Below are 18489 nucleotides of genomic sequence, written 5' to 3' on the forward strand. Positions count from 1 at the left end.
AGACTAGATTATTTTCTTGCAGCGAATAAGTGGAAACTTTTCGCTTAACTGTAGAGTAGAAGAGAGCTCACTAAAAAACTTTGCTAGCGTATCATCTTGAGGCCTATGGTATATATCGCTAGAAACTCCTGATTGAATAATTTTACCATTTTTCATTACGTAGATAAAATCTGCAACTTTCAATGCTTCTTGCGGGTCATGAGTTACCATTAGCACAGGGATATTTTTACTTCTAAAAAGGGACAATATATGTTGTCTTATTAGGCACTTGAGCAGTATATCTAAATTAGAAAATGGTTCATCTAACAACACAACATCAGGGTTTTGTGCCATCACTCTTGCTATTGCAACTAATTGTTGCTGTCCTCCAGATAAGGCGTTAGGGTACATATTTTCGTATTTTTCTATATTGAGTAACTTCAAAATTTCCAATGCAATTAGGTGCTTTTCTCTCTTGGAAGAGCTGCGGATAGCAAAGGTTATATTTTCTACTACTGTTTTGTGAGGAAATAATGCAGAATGCTGAAAAATCAATCCGATATTTCTATGCTCTATAGCGACTGATGCCTTATTACTTGCAACTAACCTATCATTTATAAAAATAGTTCCAGATTTTGGATTTTCTATCCCCGCAATTAATTTCAAAATTGTTGACTTGCCACAGCCAGAATGCCCCAATAAACATGCAACATTTCCTTTCTTTACTTTAATGTTTATATTGCTTAAAGCAAAGTCGTTTTGATTGTTATAGAAATAACCAATATTGTTAACTAGCATTAATCTTACTTAAACCATGTTATTAAATATAATAGCATTATACTCAAGAAGTACAGAAATGTTTTTTGTCGTCATAAATTGGTTATGCAAGAAATCTAGAAAAGAAAGGATTTTTTGCTATAACTTTACATGAATGGTAGGAAACACGGGACTATAGCTCAGCAGGATAGAGCGTTGGACTCCTAATCTGAAGGTCGTGCGTTCGAATCGCACTAGTCCCACCACATTAAATTTCATGGAGATTTTTTTTCACAAATACGCACACCTTTTTTTGCGGTTTTAAGATATAAATTCCCTAATAATAAAACGGGTTTTGTGTCATTCCAGTACTCCTCTCTTATAATTTACGTGTTTAAGAATGACTTCTGCTAAACCTTTACTAATTCCAGGTACGTTTTGAATTTCAGCCAGAGAAGCTTTGCTTATATTTTTCACTGAACCAAAATAAGACATCAACGCTTTTTTTCTTTTGTTGCCAATGCCGGGTATTTTGCTTAATTGTGAAACTATAAACTGTTTATCGCGTTTTTTTCTATGTGAAGTTATCGCAAAACGGTGGGCTTCATTACGCAGCGATTGTAAGTAAAGCATGACTTTGCTGTCATTTGCCAGAATGAATTCTTCCCTGCCCAGCATATAAAATCTTTCATTTCCTGCGTTACGATCAGGACCTTTTGCCATACAAGCAAAAGGAACGTTTATATTCAATACTTCCAGTACATTCTGTACTATGGAAACATGTCCTGGTCCACCATCAATCAGTAAAAAATCAGGTATTATGCCTTTTATATTGCCGGAGAAACGTCTGGTTAGCACTTCCCTCATCATTTTATAGTCATCGCCTGAAAATTTTTCCTTTATAGTAAATTTTCTGTACTCACTTTTTAAAAAACCCTCCTGCCCTGCAACAACCATTACACCAATTTGTTGGTTTCCAAATATATGGCTATTGTCATAAACCTCAATACGCTTTGGAATATTTGGTAACAAGAAGATTTTGCTAAGCTCCTCAAGCTTTTCTAGGTTATTTCTATAATCGATAAGCTTCTGCTCTAAGCTATGCTGAGAGTTATCATAAACAAATTTCAATAAATCACGCTCTTTTTTATTCTTTGCATGCAGAACTTTTACTGGCTTTTGAGCAACCTTATATAGTGCTTGTTCTATAATTTCCTTATCCACAATAGAATCTGGAACGTAAATTTGTATTGGAGGTATGTTAGCTGAATTATAAAAATTGACCAAAAAGGTGGATAAAATTTCATCATTTGAGTGATCACCACAGTTCTCGGCAAAGTAAGGAGTGCTGCCGTAGTTGTCTTTATTTCTGAACGATAACACACTAATACATGCTAGATCCTCTTCACGTACAATACTGAAGAAATCTGCATCTTTTTCAAAAGAAAAATCCGTGTGCTGTATTTGAATTTGCTCAAGAAACTTTACCCGATCTCTATATATAGCAGCAAGCTCATAGTTTTCTTCACTGCTGCACTTTCTCATTGTGAAAAGTAACTGTTCTTTCACTTCCTTATTTCTTCCAAGCAATGTATTTCGTGCCTGTTTTACTGATTGGCAGTAGTCGTCTTTTGTGATTTTGTTTATGCATGGTGCTGAGCAGCGCTTAATTTGATATTCAATACATGGTCTTTTTGTTGAGGAAAAGTATTGATCTGAACATACTCTTAGGAGAAAAGCTTTTTGCAATGACAATATAGTTTGCTTAACAGCAGCGGCAGATGTAAAGGGACCATAATAATGAAACTCATTTTTCTTAAATTTGCCTCTATATTTTGCTATTCTTGGATAATCGTGCTTGGAAATTGTTATATAAGGATAAAATTTTCCATCCTTGAGCACAATATTATAAAGTGGTTTCAATGATTTTATTAGCTGTGCTTCAAGAAGCAGTGCTTCGATTTCATTCTCAGTGATGAATATTTCAACCTTAATAACCTGTAAGAGCATAACTCTAATTCGTTCAGAAAGGTTTTCGAATTGAAGGTAGTCGGATAATCTCGACTTTAAGTTTTTTGCTTTTCCAACATATAAAACTTTATTCTTATCTCCAACCATCTTATACACGCCACAGGACTGTGGAGATGATTTGATTTGTTCTTTATATTGCCTGAGCATTTATCCATTGCTTAACCTGTATGAGGTTAAAATCTGCTACTAAATGAAAGATGGAAACTACATTTTCAAGCAAAGATAATCTGTTTCTCCTCAGTTTATCAGAATCACAGTTAATCTTTACACTGTCCATAAACTGATTGATAAACGGAGCAAAACCAGCAAGTTCATCAAGTGCTACATTAAAGTGGTTATTTTTTATCGCTTGTTTTATGTTTTTACAAGCAGTTATAGCACAATTTGATAGCGCAATTTCTTCACTTTCAATCAAAAACCTCTTACCGTAAGATGCACTATAAGTAGTGCCATCACTTTTTCTTACTTTGCTCATCATGTTACTGACTCTTTTGTAAGTGCTTAGAATCTGTTCACCTTCTGGCGTACTAAGATAACGATCCAATATAACAGTTTGCTTTTCTGCTGTCAGCAGATCATTAATATCGATTTTATATAGTATTGAATCTACGACATCTTGTCTTATATCTCTATTTTTTAAAATAACCTTGAATCTTTCTAAGCAGAATTTAAATACTAATTCTGAAATTTGTTTTCTATTTGGCTTATCAGCTGACGTTGTATTTTTATTAAATAGAAGTTTTGAATATAAAGATACTGACTTGTCTATCAATAGCCTAATTGGAACATGCAAATTATTTTCAAGTATTGTCCTAATTATACCAATTGTCATTCTCCGCAAACTAAATTGATCATACGAACCAGAGATTTTTTCACCTGCTGCAATTAAACCAACTAAGCTATCCACTTTGTCTGCAATTGACACAGCAATTGCTGAAGGGGATTTAGGGCATTCTTGCTCCGATCTGATTGGCTTATAGTGTTCAGTTATAGCTTCCACTATTTCTTTATCTTCTTGAAAATAAGAAGCATAATATCCACCCATTACTCCTTGTAATTCTGGAAACTCTCTTACTATCGATGTTGCCAAATCAGCTTTTGCCAAATATGCAGCGCGTTCAACTTTTATCAGCGAAGCATGTGGAATAAATATAGCTATATACTTTGACAGAGCCGTAATACGCTTTACCTTTTCTCCAACGCTGCCAAGAGAAGCATGAAATAATATCGAACCTAATTTTTTGACATAATAATCTAGATTTTCCTTTTTATCTTGAGATATTAAAAATTGGGCATCAGCAAGACGTGCTTCTAATATTCTTTCGTGCCCTTTAACAACTTCACCATTGTTGACGTTGACAACAGTGACAAAGTGTGAAATTCTCTTTCCATTACTTAAAGCAAGGTATTTTTGTTGTGTATTAACTATACTAAGTATTACTTCCTTCGGTAATCCAAATGACTTTTCTTGATTTACTTCACCAAACAGCACGATTGGCCACTCTATAAGCCCTGTCAATTCATTTAGTAAATAATCATTTTTCTCAAGTTGTAAATTCTGCTCTTTTGTGAATTTATTAATCTGATCTAGTATAAATTGCTTTCTTTTGTCCATTTGGAGAATTACACTGTTTTTTTCTAGCAATTCAAAATAGTCTTTAGGTGCTTTAACAGTTAACGCTGTACCACTTGAGAGAAATCGATGGCCATATGTTGTGTTAGATGCTGTGATCCCTGCAAAAGACACAGGTATTATTTCGTCATTTAAAATGCATAAAATGTTTTTAATTGGCCTAACCCACCTTTCTTTTCCTTTGCCCCATCTCATACTTTTTGGCCAAGAGAAATTTTTTAATATTTCTCCTAGTTGATTTTTAAGAAACTCTTGAATGTTAAATGAGCAGCTTTCTCTTTTAATGAAGTAAAAATCCTCATTATTTACTTTTCGAACGAGCAAATCTTCTTCATTTTTCTGATATTTTCTTAAAAAACCTTCGATAGCACTTTTTGGTGCGTTAATGTTTGGTCCCTTAACTTCGTTATTGGAATCCTTTAGCTCCAAAGCATTTATGTTGTCGACAAATAGGGTAATGCGACGTGCTGTTACAAAAACCTCCATTGATGTAAATTTTACATTATTTTTGTTAAAAACATTGGCAATACAGCTCTTAACTTGAGTTACAGCTACATTCTGCATTCTCGGTGGTATTTCTTCTGAAAGGCACTCAAATAACAACTGCAACGACATACGCTATTTACTCATGTACAATTCACAACATTTTTTTGTCAGCTCTCTAACTCTACCAATATAAGCTGTACGTTCATTCACACCAAGCACACCTCTTGCATCAAGCAGATTAAGTAGGTGACTAGTTTTAATACATTGGTCATAAGCTGCCATTGGTAGCTCCTTTTCAATAAGGAACTTGCACAATTTTTCCGTATCTTCGAATTGCTGCTGTACCACTTTAGTATCATAATAATCTAATGCTAGATAAGAAAATTCATATTCTCTTTGTTTAAAAATATTTCCGTAAGTTACACCGTTATCGTTCCAAATTATATCGTAAACATTATCTACACCTTGTATGCACATTGCTAAACGTTCCAACCCATATGCCACCTCACCAGGAATCATCTTGCAGTCAATCCCTCCAACTTGCTGTATATAAGTAAGCTGTGTTACTTCCATTCCATTGCATGTAACTTCCCATCCAAGTCCTGATGCACCAACACTTGGGTTTTCCCAATCATCTTCAACAAACTTAATATCATATTTTTCTGTAGATATGCCAAGAACTTTTAAGCTATCTAAATAGACGTCTTGTAAATTATTACCAGATGGCTTTATTATAACTTGATATTGGTAATGTTGATACAAACGATTAGGATTATCACTATAGCGCCCATCTGCTGGCCTAATTACTGGTTGTAGATATGCAATTTTTGCCGGTTTTGTATCAATTGCAGACATAATTGTTGCAGGATGTAATGTGCCAGCACCAACTTCAGATGTGTATGAGTGAAGTATAACACATCCTTCACTAGCCCAAAAATCTTGTAACTCTTTTATTATACTTTGTAAGTTCACACAAATTTCACACTTTTTATACTAAATATATAAATAAATAAGTACTATTCAATACCTATTTTTTTAACAGTATCATGTAAATAATCACCTAAAACTGCTGAACTTTCCCTCACATACTGAATTATGCTTTTATTTAGGACAATTGCATCATGCATAGTTAAATCGCAGAATATAAATGCTGTTAAATACAGTAAAATCACCGCATAAAATGTGTGAAAAATCCCCTCAAATGTAATTGACATTGCATTATTATAGCTGAGCTGTATTGAACTTATTGGCCATGGTTTTATCACTTCTACGACATTAAAAAATACGTAAGGTATCATAAGAAAAAAGAAAAAGTGCATAAAATCATTAAACCAAAATGGGCATTGAAACATCTGCTTACATGTATTCCCATAGAGTTTACTTACAGCATAATAAATCGACATCATTGCCGGCATTGAAAGTGCTACAGTCAGTACTTGCCCTGACGCTATTTGTATTACTATTTCTTCACCACTGTTTGCTGAAGGGTCTTGAGCATGAAAAATAAATATTCCAATTAATTGCATTACTAACATAACTATTGCCAATTTTGTAAAAACAGCAGCTACGACTATTCCTGAGTCTGGCATTTTATATAGTAAGTATTCGCCTCCATATGTAAGAATTAATATAACATCGACAATAAATAATATTAAAAAAGAAGACCAATAGTTCTGCCAACTTGGTAAATATCCTATTCCTAAAAGAGAGCTTACTGTTTTAGCAGGAAAAACCTTGCCTAGCATCTTCCCCAAAAATTTAAAAAAAATCCCCATGTTCTAAGTAACACTTGGTTTATATTATTTATAATACTGTATTGTAATAGACTTATCAATAGCTTAAAACATGTATTGGAAGATTTTAGGTAATATGCAGCAACAGTAGAAGAACGTGCGCCAAAAATTTAATAATTTTATAGGGCTTATGCACTTAAATTTTTTGCAATATCAAGTGCAGCGTAAGTGAATATTGCACTTGCACCCGCACGTTTGAAACCAATCAAAGATTCATAAATCACCTTGTCATAATCTAGCCAGCCATTATTTGCAGCAGCTTTTATCATTGCGTACTCACCGCTTACTTGGTAAGCAAAAATCGGAAAATTAAACTTATCACTTGCTGTTTTGATAATATCCAAATATGGCATACCTGGTTTAATCATAATAAAATCTGCACCTTCATTTATATCCATTTCAATTTCGCACATTGCTTCGCGCGCATTTTTATAATCCATTTGATAACCACTTTTGTCTATAGAATGTGATAGCCCACATGAACCAACGACTTGCCTGAATGGAGCATAGAAGCTAGAGCAGTATTTTACTGCATAAGATAATATTAATACGTCTTGAAAATTGTTATCATCTAATGATTTTCTGATTCTTCCTATTCTACCATCCATCATATCAGAAGGAGCAACTACATCACATCCTGATGCTGCTAAAGCAAGTGCTTGCTTACATAATATCGACACGGTTTCATCGTTTTCTACATCCATCTGATTATCTTTTAAAATGCCGTCATGGCCGTGAATAGTGTATGGATCCAATGCAATGTCTGCAATAATACCAATTTCAGGTACCTTTAATTTTACAGCACAAATTGCTCTGCAGATTAAGTTGTCAGAATTATATGCTTCCTCAGCGTTTTCAGATTTTAGTTTACTATCAACTACAGGAAAAATTGCAACAGCATTAATTCCTAAATCTTTAGCTTCCTTAACTATAGACACTAATCCATCTATTGAATAACACTTTACATCTGGTAAGCCAGAAATTGGTTCAGTTGTTTCTTCTCTGTCATGAACAAACAGAGGAAGAACCAGATCGTTTACTGATAAACTATTTTCACTTGTTAAATTGCGAACCCATTTGCTCGAGCGCCTGCGTCTTAATCTTGTATTTGGGAAATTAAACATTGGATCCAGGCAAATTCCCAGTAAAGAGCAACACCCCTGAAATGAGTATTACCCAAAGCACCGATATTGGTAGAAATACTTTCCAACCAAGGCGCATTAGCTGATCATATCGATAACGAGGTATTGTTGCTCTAATCCAAATAAATACGAATAAAAGTATAATTATCTTCAAAACGAACCAAATTAAACCTGGAATTTTATAAAGCAAACCAAGTTCTAACGGAGGATACCATCCTCCTAGAAAGAATATCGTCATCATAGCACTTGCTAGAATCATATTTGCATATTCTCCAAGAAAAAAGAGGGCAAAAGGCATGGATGAATATTCAACGTTATATCCAGAGACTAGCTCTGCTTCAGCTTCTGGTAAATCAAATGGGTGACGATTAGTTTCTGCAAGCAAAGAAATAAAAAATATTATTCCTATAGGCATTAGTAGTAAATCAACCCAAAATGGCATATTGTGTTTCGCTACCACCATCTCTCCAAGATTTAATGTTCCAGTGGTAATAACGACTGCAGCAACTATTAAGCCTATTGAAACTTCATATGAAATCATCTGAGCAGCCGACCGTATAGCACCAAGAAATGCATAATTAGAATTGCTTGACCAGCCTGCAATAATTACGCCGTATACTCCCAGCGACGATATAGCTAGCACGTAAAGCACTCCAACATTAATATTTGCTATAACCTTAGGAATAACTACTTGCTGGCCATTTTCTACAATTACTTCAGCACCAAACGGTATAACTGCCCAGGCAATTAATGCCAAGATAAAGGTAAGCATTGGAGCCATAATGAACAGTATGGTGCTCGCTCTAAATGGTATTATCGGCTCTTTAATCAGTAGCTTAATAGCATCTGCAAATGGCTGCAATAGCCCAAAAGGTCCAACTACACTCGGGCCGTGCCTCAGTTGAATTGCAGCAAGGACCTTACGCTCAAAGTATGTCAAATATGCAACTGAAAGTAGTAGCGGTACTAAAATAAATAAAATATTAACTAGCGTGTTCATAAAAAGCTTTAGTACAATCTGCCATTATTTTTGAAGCGCGACTTATTGAATCCGTCATATAAAAATTACACTCCTTTAAAGTAAAAGGTGTATTACTTAAATTTATTTTACCATTGCTGATTGGTACCCATGTGTTTTTTATCACTTGATCAGCATTTCTAAACTGTGGACCGATAGTATCTAATTTTTTTCTCACGTCAAATAAACTATCATATGGTAAGGAGAGATCCAAATATTGCGAGAGATTTTTAATAATTAACCAGTCCTCCTTTGCTTCACCTGGAGGAAATACAGCTAAATTTGTTCTTTGCACTCGACCTTCAGTGTTTACATAAGTTGCATATTTTTCTGTATATGCAGCACCAGGCAAGATAACATCTGCCACATGTGCACCCTTATCACCGTGATGACCTTGATAAATTACAAATGTGTTTTCTAACTTTGATGTGTCAATTTCATCTGCACCAAGAAGATAAACAACTTCTATTTCACCACTTTCTGCATGTTCCAATATTTGATTAATATCCCTTTCGCCTTTTTTAGGAACAAACCCAATATCTAGCCCACCAACTCTTGCTGCAGCTTTATGCAGCATATTAAAGCCATTCCAGTCATCTCTGACCATGTTAAATTTTTCTGCAATTTTGCCAGCTAGAACTAGAACTGATTCAGAATCGTCTCTTACTAATGCATCTTGACCGATAATCAGCATAGGGCTCTGAGCAGCACTCAGCAGCTTACAGAACTTATGATTTCCATTTGCTATTTCACTCAAAATATCAGGATTATCGCCCAATTTCTCAACATGATACAAATATTCAATGTTAGGACCAACACTTGCAACAGGAAAGTTGCCCTGTAAATATCTCTTTCTCAATCTTACGTTAATGATCGGTGCTTCTATCCTTGGGTTTGTATTTATAAGCAGACACAAATCCGCATTCTCTATACCTTCAATAGTGGTATTGAACACATACGATCCACGATTATTTGGTATAAGTTTTGCACCATCCTGCCTGCAATCTATATTTCCCGAGCCGAGCTTCTGCATCATTTCTTTAAGTAGAAGCATAGACTCACAATCTGCTAAATCACCTGCAATTGCAGCTATTTTATTTGATTTTGTATTCTTTAATTTCTTTGCAGCAACAGTTAATGCCTCATTCCAATCAACTGGGGCTAATTTACCATCTTTTTTTATATAAGGTCGATCAAGACGCTGAACTTTTAGTCCATCATAGGCAAAGCGGGTTTTATCTGATATCCATTCTTCATTTACCTCTTCGCTCAGCCTTGGTAATATCCTCATAACCTCCGGGCCACGATAACCAACTCTAATTGCGCTACCCACAGCATCTAGCACATCTATAGTCTCACAATGTGATAGCTCCCATGGACGCGCTGTAAAGGAGTAAGGCTTTGAAGTTAAAGCTCCTACCGGGCAGAGATCTATGATATTTCCAGATAATTCAGAACTAATATGCCTTTTTATGTAAGTGCTAATCTCTACATTTTCTCCCCTTCCGATTCCTCCAAGTTCATTTGTACCTGCAACATCAGACAAAAATCTAACACACCGAGTGCAATGAATGCATCGATTCATCGCAGTCTCAATCAGTGGTCCGAAGTGTTTTTTTGGCACAGCCCTCTTATGCTCATCAAGTCTGCTGGCTCCTTTCCCATAAGCCATCGTGATATCTTGCAAATCGCATTCACCACCCTGATCGCAAATTGGGCAATCAAGCGGGTGGTTAATTAGCAAAAACTCAAGCACACCTTCACGTGCTTTTTTAACCTTAGGGGTATCAGTGTGAATAACCATCCCTTCTGCAACTGGCATTGCACAAGAGGCTACTGGTTTTGGAGGTCCACCCTCCACTTCAACCAAACACATTCTGCAGTTACCAGCAATTGCTAAACGCTCATGATAACAAAAACGTGGAATTTCAACGCCCACGACTTCACAAGCTTGAATTATAGTGAGCCCATGCTCTACTTCACATTCCTTAGAATTAATAGTAACTTTAACCACAACTATTATACAGCTTCCCACTTTATAGGATTGCCGCTTACCTCATCTTCAACCAGATTGCCGTTGTCATATTGAGCAGACATATAATTCATGCGCGAATCACGATCTATATATCTAACAGGTTTTACCGGTTTATCTTTATACATTTTTTGCTCAGCTTTCTTACGCTGAGTAGGGTTATTTTTACTAGCTGTCTTTGCTTTCCCACCTGCTGCCATATAAACTCCTAAAAACTTTTCATTCTATTTTAACACTTAAGTATATAGCGTCAATATTTAATAACTTTAAAATTTCAATAGATCTCTTATTATAATCATTTTACAATCATTGTTTAAATAAGAAGCCCTGGGGTTATTATCCGCTTTAAAATATTGGCGTTTTTTATGTTTTAAACGCTTGACAAGCAAGATTAAGCTGCTTTTAATTGCAACTAACTTACGCTGCAAATGTTTAAGAAATTTACTAAGCAGAAAAAAAGACAAAGAATCCCCGAGTTAGCTAGTCTTTTACTATCTCTGTCGAGTATTGGCATTTTTTGATGTCTTGTAACGCTTTATAAGCGCGTTCAGCTTATTTAGATAAAAATCTAGATGTAGATGAAGTTTTGTAAAGACATACAGTATCTATATACTGCAAAAAATTGAACATAAGACGCCGATACATTAAGTAATCCTTACCTTTTAATCTGCAGATTGGCGAAAGCAAATACAATAGCTTCAGTTTCATGATAAGGGGGCTGGCGGAGTTTGTCAAGGAAGTTTTTTCGTTTCTAACGATTGTTAACATGCTGCAAAAAACTATGCAAGAGGTCTACCACTTTATTAGGTATTTGTGCAGTTATTGGTGTTATCAAGATACTCCCTAATCTTCTTCAAGTCCTCCCAGGCTAAACGTTTTTGTGCCGGTTGGCGAAGTAGGTAAGCTGGATGAAATATAGCGGCTGTGGTGATTGAATTGGACAAATATTGGTTAGTGTACGTATGAAATCTGCCACGCAAATTCGATATAGTTTTTGTGCTGTCAAGAAGGCTATAACATGCGATTCCCCCGACCAAAATTAAAATTTGTGGTGAAACTAGTGCAACGTGTTTTTCGACAAATGGTCTGCACATATCAAGCTCTAGGTCGGTTGGCTTTCTATTGCCAGGTGGGCGCCAAAATACGGTATTGCTTATATAAACTTTGGTGCGATCAAGATTGATTGCATTTAACATTTTATCGAGCAACATTCCACTTGCACCACAAAATGGTATGCCTTGAAGGTCTTCATTTGCTCCTGGAGCTTCACCAACGAGCATAATTTTTGCATTTGGATTACCATCGGAAAAGACAGTATTAGTTGCAGTTTTTTTTATCTCACAACCTTCAAATGACTTTACTGCACTTCTTAATTCATCCACACTACCACATTTACCTGCAAGTTTCCTTGCTTCAATTATCCAATCACTTGGAAACATGTCTTTTCCATCTTTAGTGTCACCCCAGCGCGTATCTGCATCTTTCTTCTGGGTCCCAGTTTGGATAACAGAGGGTTGCACACTCTCTTTGCTCTCCAATTTTTTTTCCTCTTCACCCTCCATTAGTGTGCAATCAACGCCCACTTCATGGTAAAATTTTAATAATTCTAGGTCTTTATTGCTCATATTGCTTTTTAATCTTTTGTGCTTTTGTCATCGCCATATCATACTTTAATTTAGATAAATGTCTAATATATAATATGCCGTTTAAGTGATCTAATTCATGCTGAATACACCTTGCAAGCCAACCACTAGCTTTTAGTGTTTGTTCTTCATTATCTAAGTCTTTATATTTCACAGTTAGATACTTTGGACGCTTAATTTCATGACTTTGCTCTGGAATTGAAAGGCATCCTTCCTTGAGAATTACTTGTTCATCGGATAATTCTGTAATCTCAGGATTAATCATGTAAAATTTGCCAGTTGAGCCATATCCTGCTGGCTCATTTTCAATTGTTTCTAGCTGAATATCCATAACAAAAATTCTCTTTAACACTCCAACTTGCACTGCAGCAAGGCCAAGACCTTCTGCATCATACATAGTTTCGAACATGTCGTTTACTAATTCTTTAATTTTATCGTTTATATCTGTTACTTCACTGGCACGTGTGATTAGTCTTTCATCAGGGGCAATTACAATTGGTAATATGGACATAAAAATCATCATTCTATGTTTTACTTTTCCTTTTGTCCAGAATTTAGTGTATATTAAAATGTTGCTATATCTATAATAGAAATATAAATTATTAAAGAAAGCTACAATTTAAATGAAATTGCGTAATAAGGTTAACTAATGTACTCTGCAGTAATAGCAAAACCAAAGAGAAATGTTTTTGCTGTTTTAGACATAGGTACAACAAAAATTATCTGTCTAATCGTTAAGATAAATGGCAACTTCAGCTATAAAGTAACAGGAACGGGTTATAAGATTGCAGAAGGTGTAAACGGTGGATCAATAACTAATGTAAAACACGCAAATTACTCCATCTCATCAACTATAGGTTTAGCTGAACAAGTATCAGAAGAAACCATAGATCAGATATATGTGAACATTGCTGGATGTGGCATCTCATCTTTCAATGTACATAATGAAATTATTGCAGCTAACCATGAGATTTCTGAGCGTGATATAAGACGTTTAGTTTTTCAAACATTTGAGAAATATATTGAAGACAATGTTATCATTCACAATATACCACTAAAATATCACTTAGATGACATGACTGACATAAAAGAAGTTGGTGGATTGTACGGAAAAAGACTATCTGCTGATGTTAATGTTGTCACTGCTTCGCGTCCAGCGCTTACCAATATTGAAAACTGTATTACCAATAATGGTGGATTAAATATGGCAGGTTGTATTGCTTCTGCATATTCTGCAGGTCTTGCGTGTCTCAGTGAAGATGAAAAAGAGCTCGGGACTGCTATTGTTGATATAGGCGGTGGGTGCACTGCAATTGGAATTTTCAAAAGAGGGAAACTTGTGTATGCAAGCAGCGTTCCAATTGGTGGCGTTCATATCACTCGAGATATTGCTTACGGGCTATGCACAAGCATAGAACGTGCAGAGTATATAAAAATACTGTATGGTAGCACTATCGTAACTTCAATAGATGAGAACGAATATATTACAGTCCAAAATAGTGAAAATGATGAACCTACTCAAGTATTCAAATCTGAGCTTATTAACATCATAAGACCAAGAGTTGAAGAAATACTTGAAATGGTAAGAGAGCAATTTCAAGAGCAGAAAGATCCAATTAATAAAGTAGTGATCACAGGTGGAACTAGTCAACTTACAAGCATGAAGGAAATTGCAGGCTATATATTCAATAAACAAGTTCGAATTGGGTCCCCTGAATCTCTCAGTGGCCTTGATGGCGAATATGATAAAAATCCTGTATTTTCTGCTGCTATAGGTTCTATAAAGCTAATAGTTGACACTTTTTATAAAAATAACTCTGGTATGTTAGGACAAGATGGTAAAATGAGTAAATTGTATAATTGGGTTAAATCAAAAGTTACAGTTTAATTTTACTGAATGAAATTCTTATATCTATCAAAGGAAACATTATGAATAAAAAACATTGTTTCAAAATTAATAAATTGGTTCGTGATCATACAACTGAAATTATACGTTCCCATGGAATTATTGTTTATGAGAGGGTGATGGAAAAAGATGAATACATTGAACGTCTCAAAGATAAACTTTTAGAAGAAGCAAAGGAAGTTATTGCCTCTAAAACTCCAGATGAAAATCTTGAAGAGTTAGCCGATTTACTTGAGGTCATACATGCATTAGGCAAAGAAAGTGGACTATCAATAGAACAAATTGAAGAAAAGCGTATCTCTAAAAAACAAGAGAGAGGTGGTTTTGAGAATCGTATCTATAATACTTACATTGAGGTGAATTCTAAGAGCATCGATTACTATCACAAAAAACCTTCAGATTATCCTGAGATAATAGTTGTATAGTTCAGATTATTAAATAGACTTCTTGCTTGACCACCTTTCATACAAATGACTTGACGCTAGGATCCATAGGGCTTATTTTCATAATACGCAAAGTTATTACATTTATGTACTGCAAGTAAGCGTACCAATTATAATAAGACATGGAAAATATGAACATAACTATACACTCACAAGAAGATTTTGAATTTATGCGCAAGGCTGGCAGGCTTGCTGCTGAAACTCTTGATTTCATTGCACCGTACGTAAAGGTAGGGGTGACAACTAATGAATTAAATGATCTATGCCATGACTTTATAATTAATGCAGGTGCAATTCCAGCACCACTAAACTATAGGGGGTATTCAAAATCAATTTGCACTTCAAAAAATGCAGTTGTGTGCCATGGTGTTCCCGATGATAAACCGCTTAAAGATGGAGATATTTTAAATATTGATGTCACGGTGATTTTAAATGGTTGGCATGGTGATACAAGTCGCATGTTTTGGGTTGGCAAACCATCAATCAAAGCAAAACGTTTATGTGATGCTACTTATAATGCGTTGATGGAAGCAATCAAACAAGTTAAGCCCGGCAATAAGTTAAATGAAATAGGGCTTGCTATAGAGAAATATATTAGAGATTTTGGATATTCTATCGTACGCAGCTACTGCGGACATGGTATAGGAAAAGTCTTTCATGCTCCACCAAATGTAGTGCATTTCTATGATCAAGATGAAGATCTTGTCTTAAAGGAAGGTATGTTTTTTACAATAGAGCCAATGATTAATGCTGGAAAACATGAGACTCTGCTCAGTAAACTCGATGACTGGACAGTAACAACACGCGATCTTTCACTTTCTGCTCAATTTGAGCATACACTTGGAGTGACAAAAGATGGTGCTGAAATATTCACATTATCACCTAAGAATTGGCATTTCCCACCTTATAATTAGATTTTTTTAAATTCTGCTATACTGCAACTATACTTGGTTTACTTTGGGTGATTTTGAAGAAAGCTCACCCTTAATTTGCGATATAGCAACTAGCCCAATTAATGCACAGAAAATCATGTAAAAACTAGCTGAAGTCTCTTGTCCTGTAACCTTGATAATTGTTGTGCATATAAATGGTGCAAGGCCGCCAAAAAATCCAGCAGCTATATTTCTTGATAAACCAAATCCACTGTACCGAACCTTTGTTGGAAATAATTCGCACATAAGTGCACTGACAGGACCAAGCGATGCAGCTATTGGAATTATAAAAAGAATGTGTGCCAGCAAGTAATTGCTACTACATAACATTGAAAAAACTGGATAACTCACTATTACAAAAGCTATAAATGCAAACTTCATAACTTTTTCTCTTCCTACCTTATCAGAAAGTATTGCAAACAATACTGTCAATCCTCCGAGCGCAATTTGACTCAGTATTTCCACTATATGATTAAAATGAGTATTTACTGTTAATATTTTATTCGTAAGCACATTGAAAAATACCAGATATATGTAAAGAGATGAGTTTTCAACTATATCAACCCCAACTGATATCAGAAAAGGTTTTTTATAGCTATTTAATAACTCTTTTAATGGCAATTTAGATGGATTTTTCTGTCTTTTATACTCTGGGCTTTCATCAAGTATATATCTCATATATATGCTAATTAATCCCATTGCTAAACTGAAAATGAAAGGTAATCTCCACCCCCAAGATTCAAAATCAGATACTTTTTTGCATATGAGTACCGCTATCAAGCTTAATACTGAACCAAAAATTGCGCTTAATACTTCAATGCTGCCAAAAAATCCTTTTTTGTTTTTAGGAGCATGTTCTATTAAAAATGGTGCATTTCCTGCTTCTCCTCCAAGAGATATACCCTGCAATAACCTTAAACAAACTACCAGCATTGATGCTAGTATTCCAATGCTTTGATAACCTGGAACAAAAGCAATTAATACGGTTGATAGAGTCATTAATATAATCGAGAGCAATAAGGCAACTCTTCTGCCATGCTTATCACCAATGTGACCAAATATAGCAGCACCGACTGGTCTCATTAAGAAACCCACTGCAAACACTCCAAAAGCTTTCAATACGCTGGTTAGTTGATCATCCGATGGAAAAAACACACTACCTATTATGTTTATTAAGTGGCCAAAAAGCATGTGGTCATACCACAATAAAGTGTTACAAATCAAACTTGAAAATATTACTTTTGTTATTTGCTGCATAATTTTCTATAGTTTGTTTAGTATTTAGTAATATACATTACTTTTTTTTATATAATAGAAAAATTTGAACATCATATTAATAATAGCATCTTATTAAATCTTAATATTTTTATATCATTGACTATATTCAAGTGTTTTTATATTATTGCCTATATACTTCCATATGTTTTAGTGGGAAGTTATTTTTATTTGTATGCACAGAGTCTCTTGATGGAGCACTATGACACACACTCCAGTTTTGTTAAAAGAGATGCTATCACTACTATCACCGCAGGATGATGGTATATATGTGGACGCCACATTTGGAGCTGGAGGGTATAGCAAAGCAATATTGGAGTCAGCTGATTGCAAAGTATATGCAATTGATAGAGATGAAACGGTAACTAAGTTTTATGATGATTTAAGCATTAGATATCCCGATAGAATAAAACTATTTATTGAGAAGTTTAGTAATGTTAAAAATTTATTAGATAGCAACAATATTGAAGGTATCGATGGAATAGTTTTTGACATCGGAGTTTCATCTATGCAGCTTGATAACGGAGATAGAGGGTTCTCATTTTTACATGATGGTCCACTCGATATGAGTATGGATAACTCTTCTTATATAAACGCTTCAACGTTTGTTAACGCTTTACGCGAAGAAGAAATCGCAAATACTATATATAACTACGGAGGCGAACGTCATTCTCGCAAAATCGCAAGAGCAATAGTAAATGCACGGAAGAAGAAAACTATCAAAACTACATTTGAGCTTGCGGATATTGTACGTTCTGTGGTGTTTCGTGGAAAAAGCAAAATTGATCCTGCAACCAGAACATTTCAGGCAATCAGAATATGGGTAAACGATGAGCTGGGAGAACTTGAAAAGGGCATTAAAGCTGCATCTGAGATTTTAAGTGAGAATGGCAAATTAATTGTCGTCACCTTTCATTCCTTAGAAGATCGTATAGTCAAAACTTTTTTTAAAGATTTATGTGCTACTGATTGCAAGACATTCTCTCTTCTAAATAAAAAAGTGATCGAAGCAAGTATAGAAGAAGTAAGTGCAAATCCGCGTTCACGCTCAGCAAAACTAAGAGCTATACAGAGGTTGTCATGAGAACTTTCTGCGTCATCTCAATAGTTATGTTTTTTCTTAGCATTGTAGGACTATTTAAGGTAAAATTACATGTTCAGTCATTAAATAGAGAGCTAATAAAAATAAAAAGTGAAATTAATTTAGTGCAAAGTGATATGAAAGTTTTACAAGCAGAATGGAGCTATTTGAATAATCCAAAAAGGCTTGCAAGTCTTGTAAAGAAATACCTGAAAAATAACTCTTTAATACTGGCTAGCCAGGTTAAAAATCTTGACTCTTTAAATGGCCGCAGTGTGCTAGCACAACTTAAAATCCATGATCAACAGTGAGATTAAGTCTTATTTTTTACAGATGAGC

General features: G+C 35.0%; 17 protein-coding genes and 1 tRNA gene. 6 read left to right on the forward strand and 12 right to left on the reverse strand.

Annotation, left to right across the window (positions count from 1 at the left end; genetic code table 11):
* Positions 1 to 3 precede the first annotated feature (3 nt).
* Complete coding sequence (locus WHA_RS00375) at positions 4 to 777, reverse strand: ABC transporter ATP-binding protein (RefSeq protein WP_015588797.1); 774 nt, start codon at positions 775 to 777, stop codon at positions 4 to 6.
* A gap of 147 nt (positions 778 to 924) precedes the next feature.
* Here WHA_RS00375 and WHA_RS00380 point away from each other — a divergent pair.
* Positions 925 to 1001: transfer RNA gene (locus WHA_RS00380), tRNA-Arg, on the forward strand.
* Between the two features lie 94 nt (positions 1002 to 1095).
* On the opposite strand, the gene uvrC is transcribed toward WHA_RS00380, so the two are convergent.
* From uvrC to def, 10 genes are all read right to left on the reverse strand, one after another.
* A complete protein-coding gene (gene uvrC, locus WHA_RS00385) occupies positions 1096 to 2913 on the reverse strand; it encodes an excinuclease ABC subunit UvrC (protein WP_015588798.1) in 1818 nt (605 codons plus the stop codon).
* Complete coding sequence (glyS, locus tag WHA_RS00390; protein ID WP_015588799.1) at positions 2897 to 5014, reverse strand: glycine--tRNA ligase subunit beta; 2118 nt, start codon at positions 5012 to 5014, stop codon at positions 2897 to 2899. The genes uvrC and glyS overlap by 17 nt, the downstream gene beginning before the upstream one ends.
* Positions 5015 to 5017: 3 nt before the next feature.
* On the reverse strand, positions 5018 to 5857 hold the full coding sequence (locus tag WHA_RS00395) for a glycine--tRNA ligase subunit alpha (RefSeq protein ID WP_015588800.1): 840 nt from the start codon (positions 5855 to 5857) through the stop codon (positions 5018 to 5020).
* 44 nt (positions 5858 to 5901) lie between these two features.
* Positions 5902 to 6660: a hypothetical protein gene (locus WHA_RS00400; protein ID WP_015588801.1), complete on the reverse strand. Its 759-nt coding sequence runs from the start codon at positions 6658 to 6660 to the stop codon at positions 5902 to 5904.
* Positions 6661 to 6806: 146 nt separating this feature from the next.
* A complete protein-coding gene (gene hemB, locus WHA_RS00405; protein WP_015588802.1) occupies positions 6807 to 7802 on the reverse strand; it encodes a porphobilinogen synthase in 996 nt (331 codons plus the stop codon).
* Positions 7795 to 8820 (reverse strand): NADH-quinone oxidoreductase subunit NuoH, encoded by a 1026-nt coding sequence (gene nuoH / locus WHA_RS00410; RefSeq protein WP_015588803.1) that lies wholly within the window; start codon positions 8818 to 8820, stop codon positions 7795 to 7797. The genes hemB and nuoH overlap by 8 nt, the downstream gene beginning before the upstream one ends.
* A complete protein-coding gene (gene nuoG / locus WHA_RS00415; protein WP_041573557.1) occupies positions 8804 to 10852 on the reverse strand; it encodes an NADH-quinone oxidoreductase subunit NuoG in 2049 nt (682 codons plus the stop codon). Before nuoG ends, nuoH begins: the two co-directional genes overlap by 17 nt.
* A 5-nt stretch (positions 10853 to 10857) precedes the next feature.
* Entirely contained in the window at positions 10858 to 11070 is a 213-nt protein-coding gene (locus tag WHA_RS00420) for a hypothetical protein (RefSeq protein ID WP_006279675.1), read from the reverse strand.
* Positions 11071 to 11673: 603 nt separating this feature from the next.
* On the reverse strand, positions 11674 to 12495 hold the full coding sequence (locus WHA_RS00425) for a uracil-DNA glycosylase (RefSeq protein WP_015588805.1): 822 nt from the start codon (positions 12493 to 12495) through the stop codon (positions 11674 to 11676).
* Positions 12485 to 13024, reverse strand: a complete 540-nt coding sequence (gene def, locus WHA_RS00430) for a peptide deformylase (RefSeq protein WP_015588806.1) — start codon at positions 13022 to 13024, stop codon at positions 12485 to 12487. Before def ends, WHA_RS00425 begins: the two co-directional genes overlap by 11 nt.
* A 138-nt stretch (positions 13025 to 13162) precedes the next feature.
* Here def and ftsA point away from each other — a divergent pair, with 138 nt between their 5' ends.
* The 3 genes from ftsA (at position 13163) to map (ending at position 15776) form a co-directional block, all read left to right on the forward strand.
* The gene (gene ftsA, locus WHA_RS00435; protein ID WP_015588807.1) at positions 13163 to 14401 is read left to right on the forward strand and encodes a cell division protein FtsA; all 1239 of its coding nucleotides are present in this window, start codon (positions 13163 to 13165) and stop codon (positions 14399 to 14401) included.
* Positions 14402 to 14442: 41 nt separating this feature from the next.
* A complete protein-coding gene (locus WHA_RS00440; protein ID WP_015588808.1) occupies positions 14443 to 14844 on the forward strand; it encodes a nucleoside triphosphate pyrophosphohydrolase in 402 nt (133 codons plus the stop codon).
* Between the two features lie 149 nt (positions 14845 to 14993).
* Positions 14994 to 15776, forward strand: a complete 783-nt coding sequence (gene map / locus WHA_RS00445) for a type I methionyl aminopeptidase (RefSeq protein WP_015588809.1) — start codon at positions 14994 to 14996, stop codon at positions 15774 to 15776.
* A 27-nt stretch (positions 15777 to 15803) separates the two neighbouring features.
* Here the strand turns inward: map and WHA_RS00450 are convergent, their stop codons facing one another.
* Positions 15804 to 17051, reverse strand: a complete 1248-nt coding sequence (locus WHA_RS00450) for an MFS transporter (RefSeq protein ID WP_015588810.1) — start codon at positions 17049 to 17051, stop codon at positions 15804 to 15806.
* A 220-nt stretch (positions 17052 to 17271) separates the two neighbouring features.
* Between WHA_RS00450 and rsmH the strand changes: the two genes are divergently transcribed.
* Together rsmH and ftsL are read left to right on the forward strand one after the other, a co-directional pair.
* Complete coding sequence (rsmH, locus tag WHA_RS00455; protein WP_015588811.1) at positions 17272 to 18153, forward strand: 16S rRNA (cytosine(1402)-N(4))-methyltransferase RsmH; 882 nt, start codon at positions 17272 to 17274, stop codon at positions 18151 to 18153.
* Positions 18150 to 18461 (forward strand): cell division protein FtsL, encoded by a 312-nt coding sequence (ftsL, locus tag WHA_RS00460; protein WP_015588812.1) that lies wholly within the window; start codon positions 18150 to 18152, stop codon positions 18459 to 18461. Before rsmH ends, ftsL begins: the two co-directional genes overlap by 4 nt.
* Positions 18462 to 18489: the final 28 nt, after the last annotated feature.

It is taken from the genome of Wolbachia endosymbiont of Drosophila simulans wHa (assembly GCF_000376605.1).
GTDB classification, from domain to species: domain Bacteria; phylum Pseudomonadota; class Alphaproteobacteria; order Rickettsiales; family Anaplasmataceae; genus Wolbachia; species Wolbachia pipientis.

What these genes read in the sequence shown, in the direction of transcription:
- WHA_RS00375 (WP_015588797.1), bottom strand. Translation starts at nt 777, where the DNA reads ATGCTAGTTAACAATATTGGTTATTTCTATAACAATCAAAACGACTTT.
- uvrC (WP_015588798.1), bottom strand. Translation starts at nt 2,913, where the DNA reads ATGCTCAGGCAATATAAAGAACAAATCAAATCATCTCCACAGTCCTGT.
- glyS (WP_015588799.1), bottom strand. Translation starts at nt 5,014, where the DNA reads ATGTCGTTGCAGTTGTTATTTGAGTGCCTTTCAGAAGAAATACCACCG.
- WHA_RS00400 (WP_015588801.1), bottom strand. Translation starts at nt 6,660, where the DNA reads ATGGGGATTTTTTTTAAATTTTTGGGGAAGATGCTAGGCAAGGTTTTT.
- hemB (WP_015588802.1), bottom strand. Translation starts at nt 7,802, where the DNA reads ATGTTTAATTTCCCAAATACAAGATTAAGACGCAGGCGCTCGAGCAAA.
- nuoH (WP_015588803.1), bottom strand. Translation starts at nt 8,820, where the DNA reads ATGAACACGCTAGTTAATATTTTATTTATTTTAGTACCGCTACTACTT.
- WHA_RS00420 (WP_006279675.1), bottom strand. Translation starts at nt 11,070, where the DNA reads ATGGCAGCAGGTGGGAAAGCAAAGACAGCTAGTAAAAATAACCCTACT.
- WHA_RS00425 (WP_015588805.1), bottom strand. Translation starts at nt 12,495, where the DNA reads ATGAGCAATAAAGACCTAGAATTATTAAAATTTTACCATGAAGTGGGC.
- def (WP_015588806.1), bottom strand. Translation starts at nt 13,024, where the DNA reads ATGTCCATATTACCAATTGTAATTGCCCCTGATGAAAGACTAATCACA.
- ftsA (WP_015588807.1), top strand. Translation starts at nt 13,163, where the DNA reads ATGTACTCTGCAGTAATAGCAAAACCAAAGAGAAATGTTTTTGCTGTT.
- WHA_RS00440 (WP_015588808.1), top strand. Translation starts at nt 14,443, where the DNA reads ATGAATAAAAAACATTGTTTCAAAATTAATAAATTGGTTCGTGATCAT.
- map (WP_015588809.1), top strand. Translation starts at nt 14,994, where the DNA reads ATGAACATAACTATACACTCACAAGAAGATTTTGAATTTATGCGCAAG.
- WHA_RS00450 (WP_015588810.1), bottom strand. Translation starts at nt 17,051, where the DNA reads ATGCAGCAAATAACAAAAGTAATATTTTCAAGTTTGATTTGTAACACT.
- rsmH (WP_015588811.1), top strand. Translation starts at nt 17,272, where the DNA reads ATGACACACACTCCAGTTTTGTTAAAAGAGATGCTATCACTACTATCA.
- ftsL (WP_015588812.1), top strand. Translation starts at nt 18,150, where the DNA reads ATGAGAACTTTCTGCGTCATCTCAATAGTTATGTTTTTTCTTAGCATT.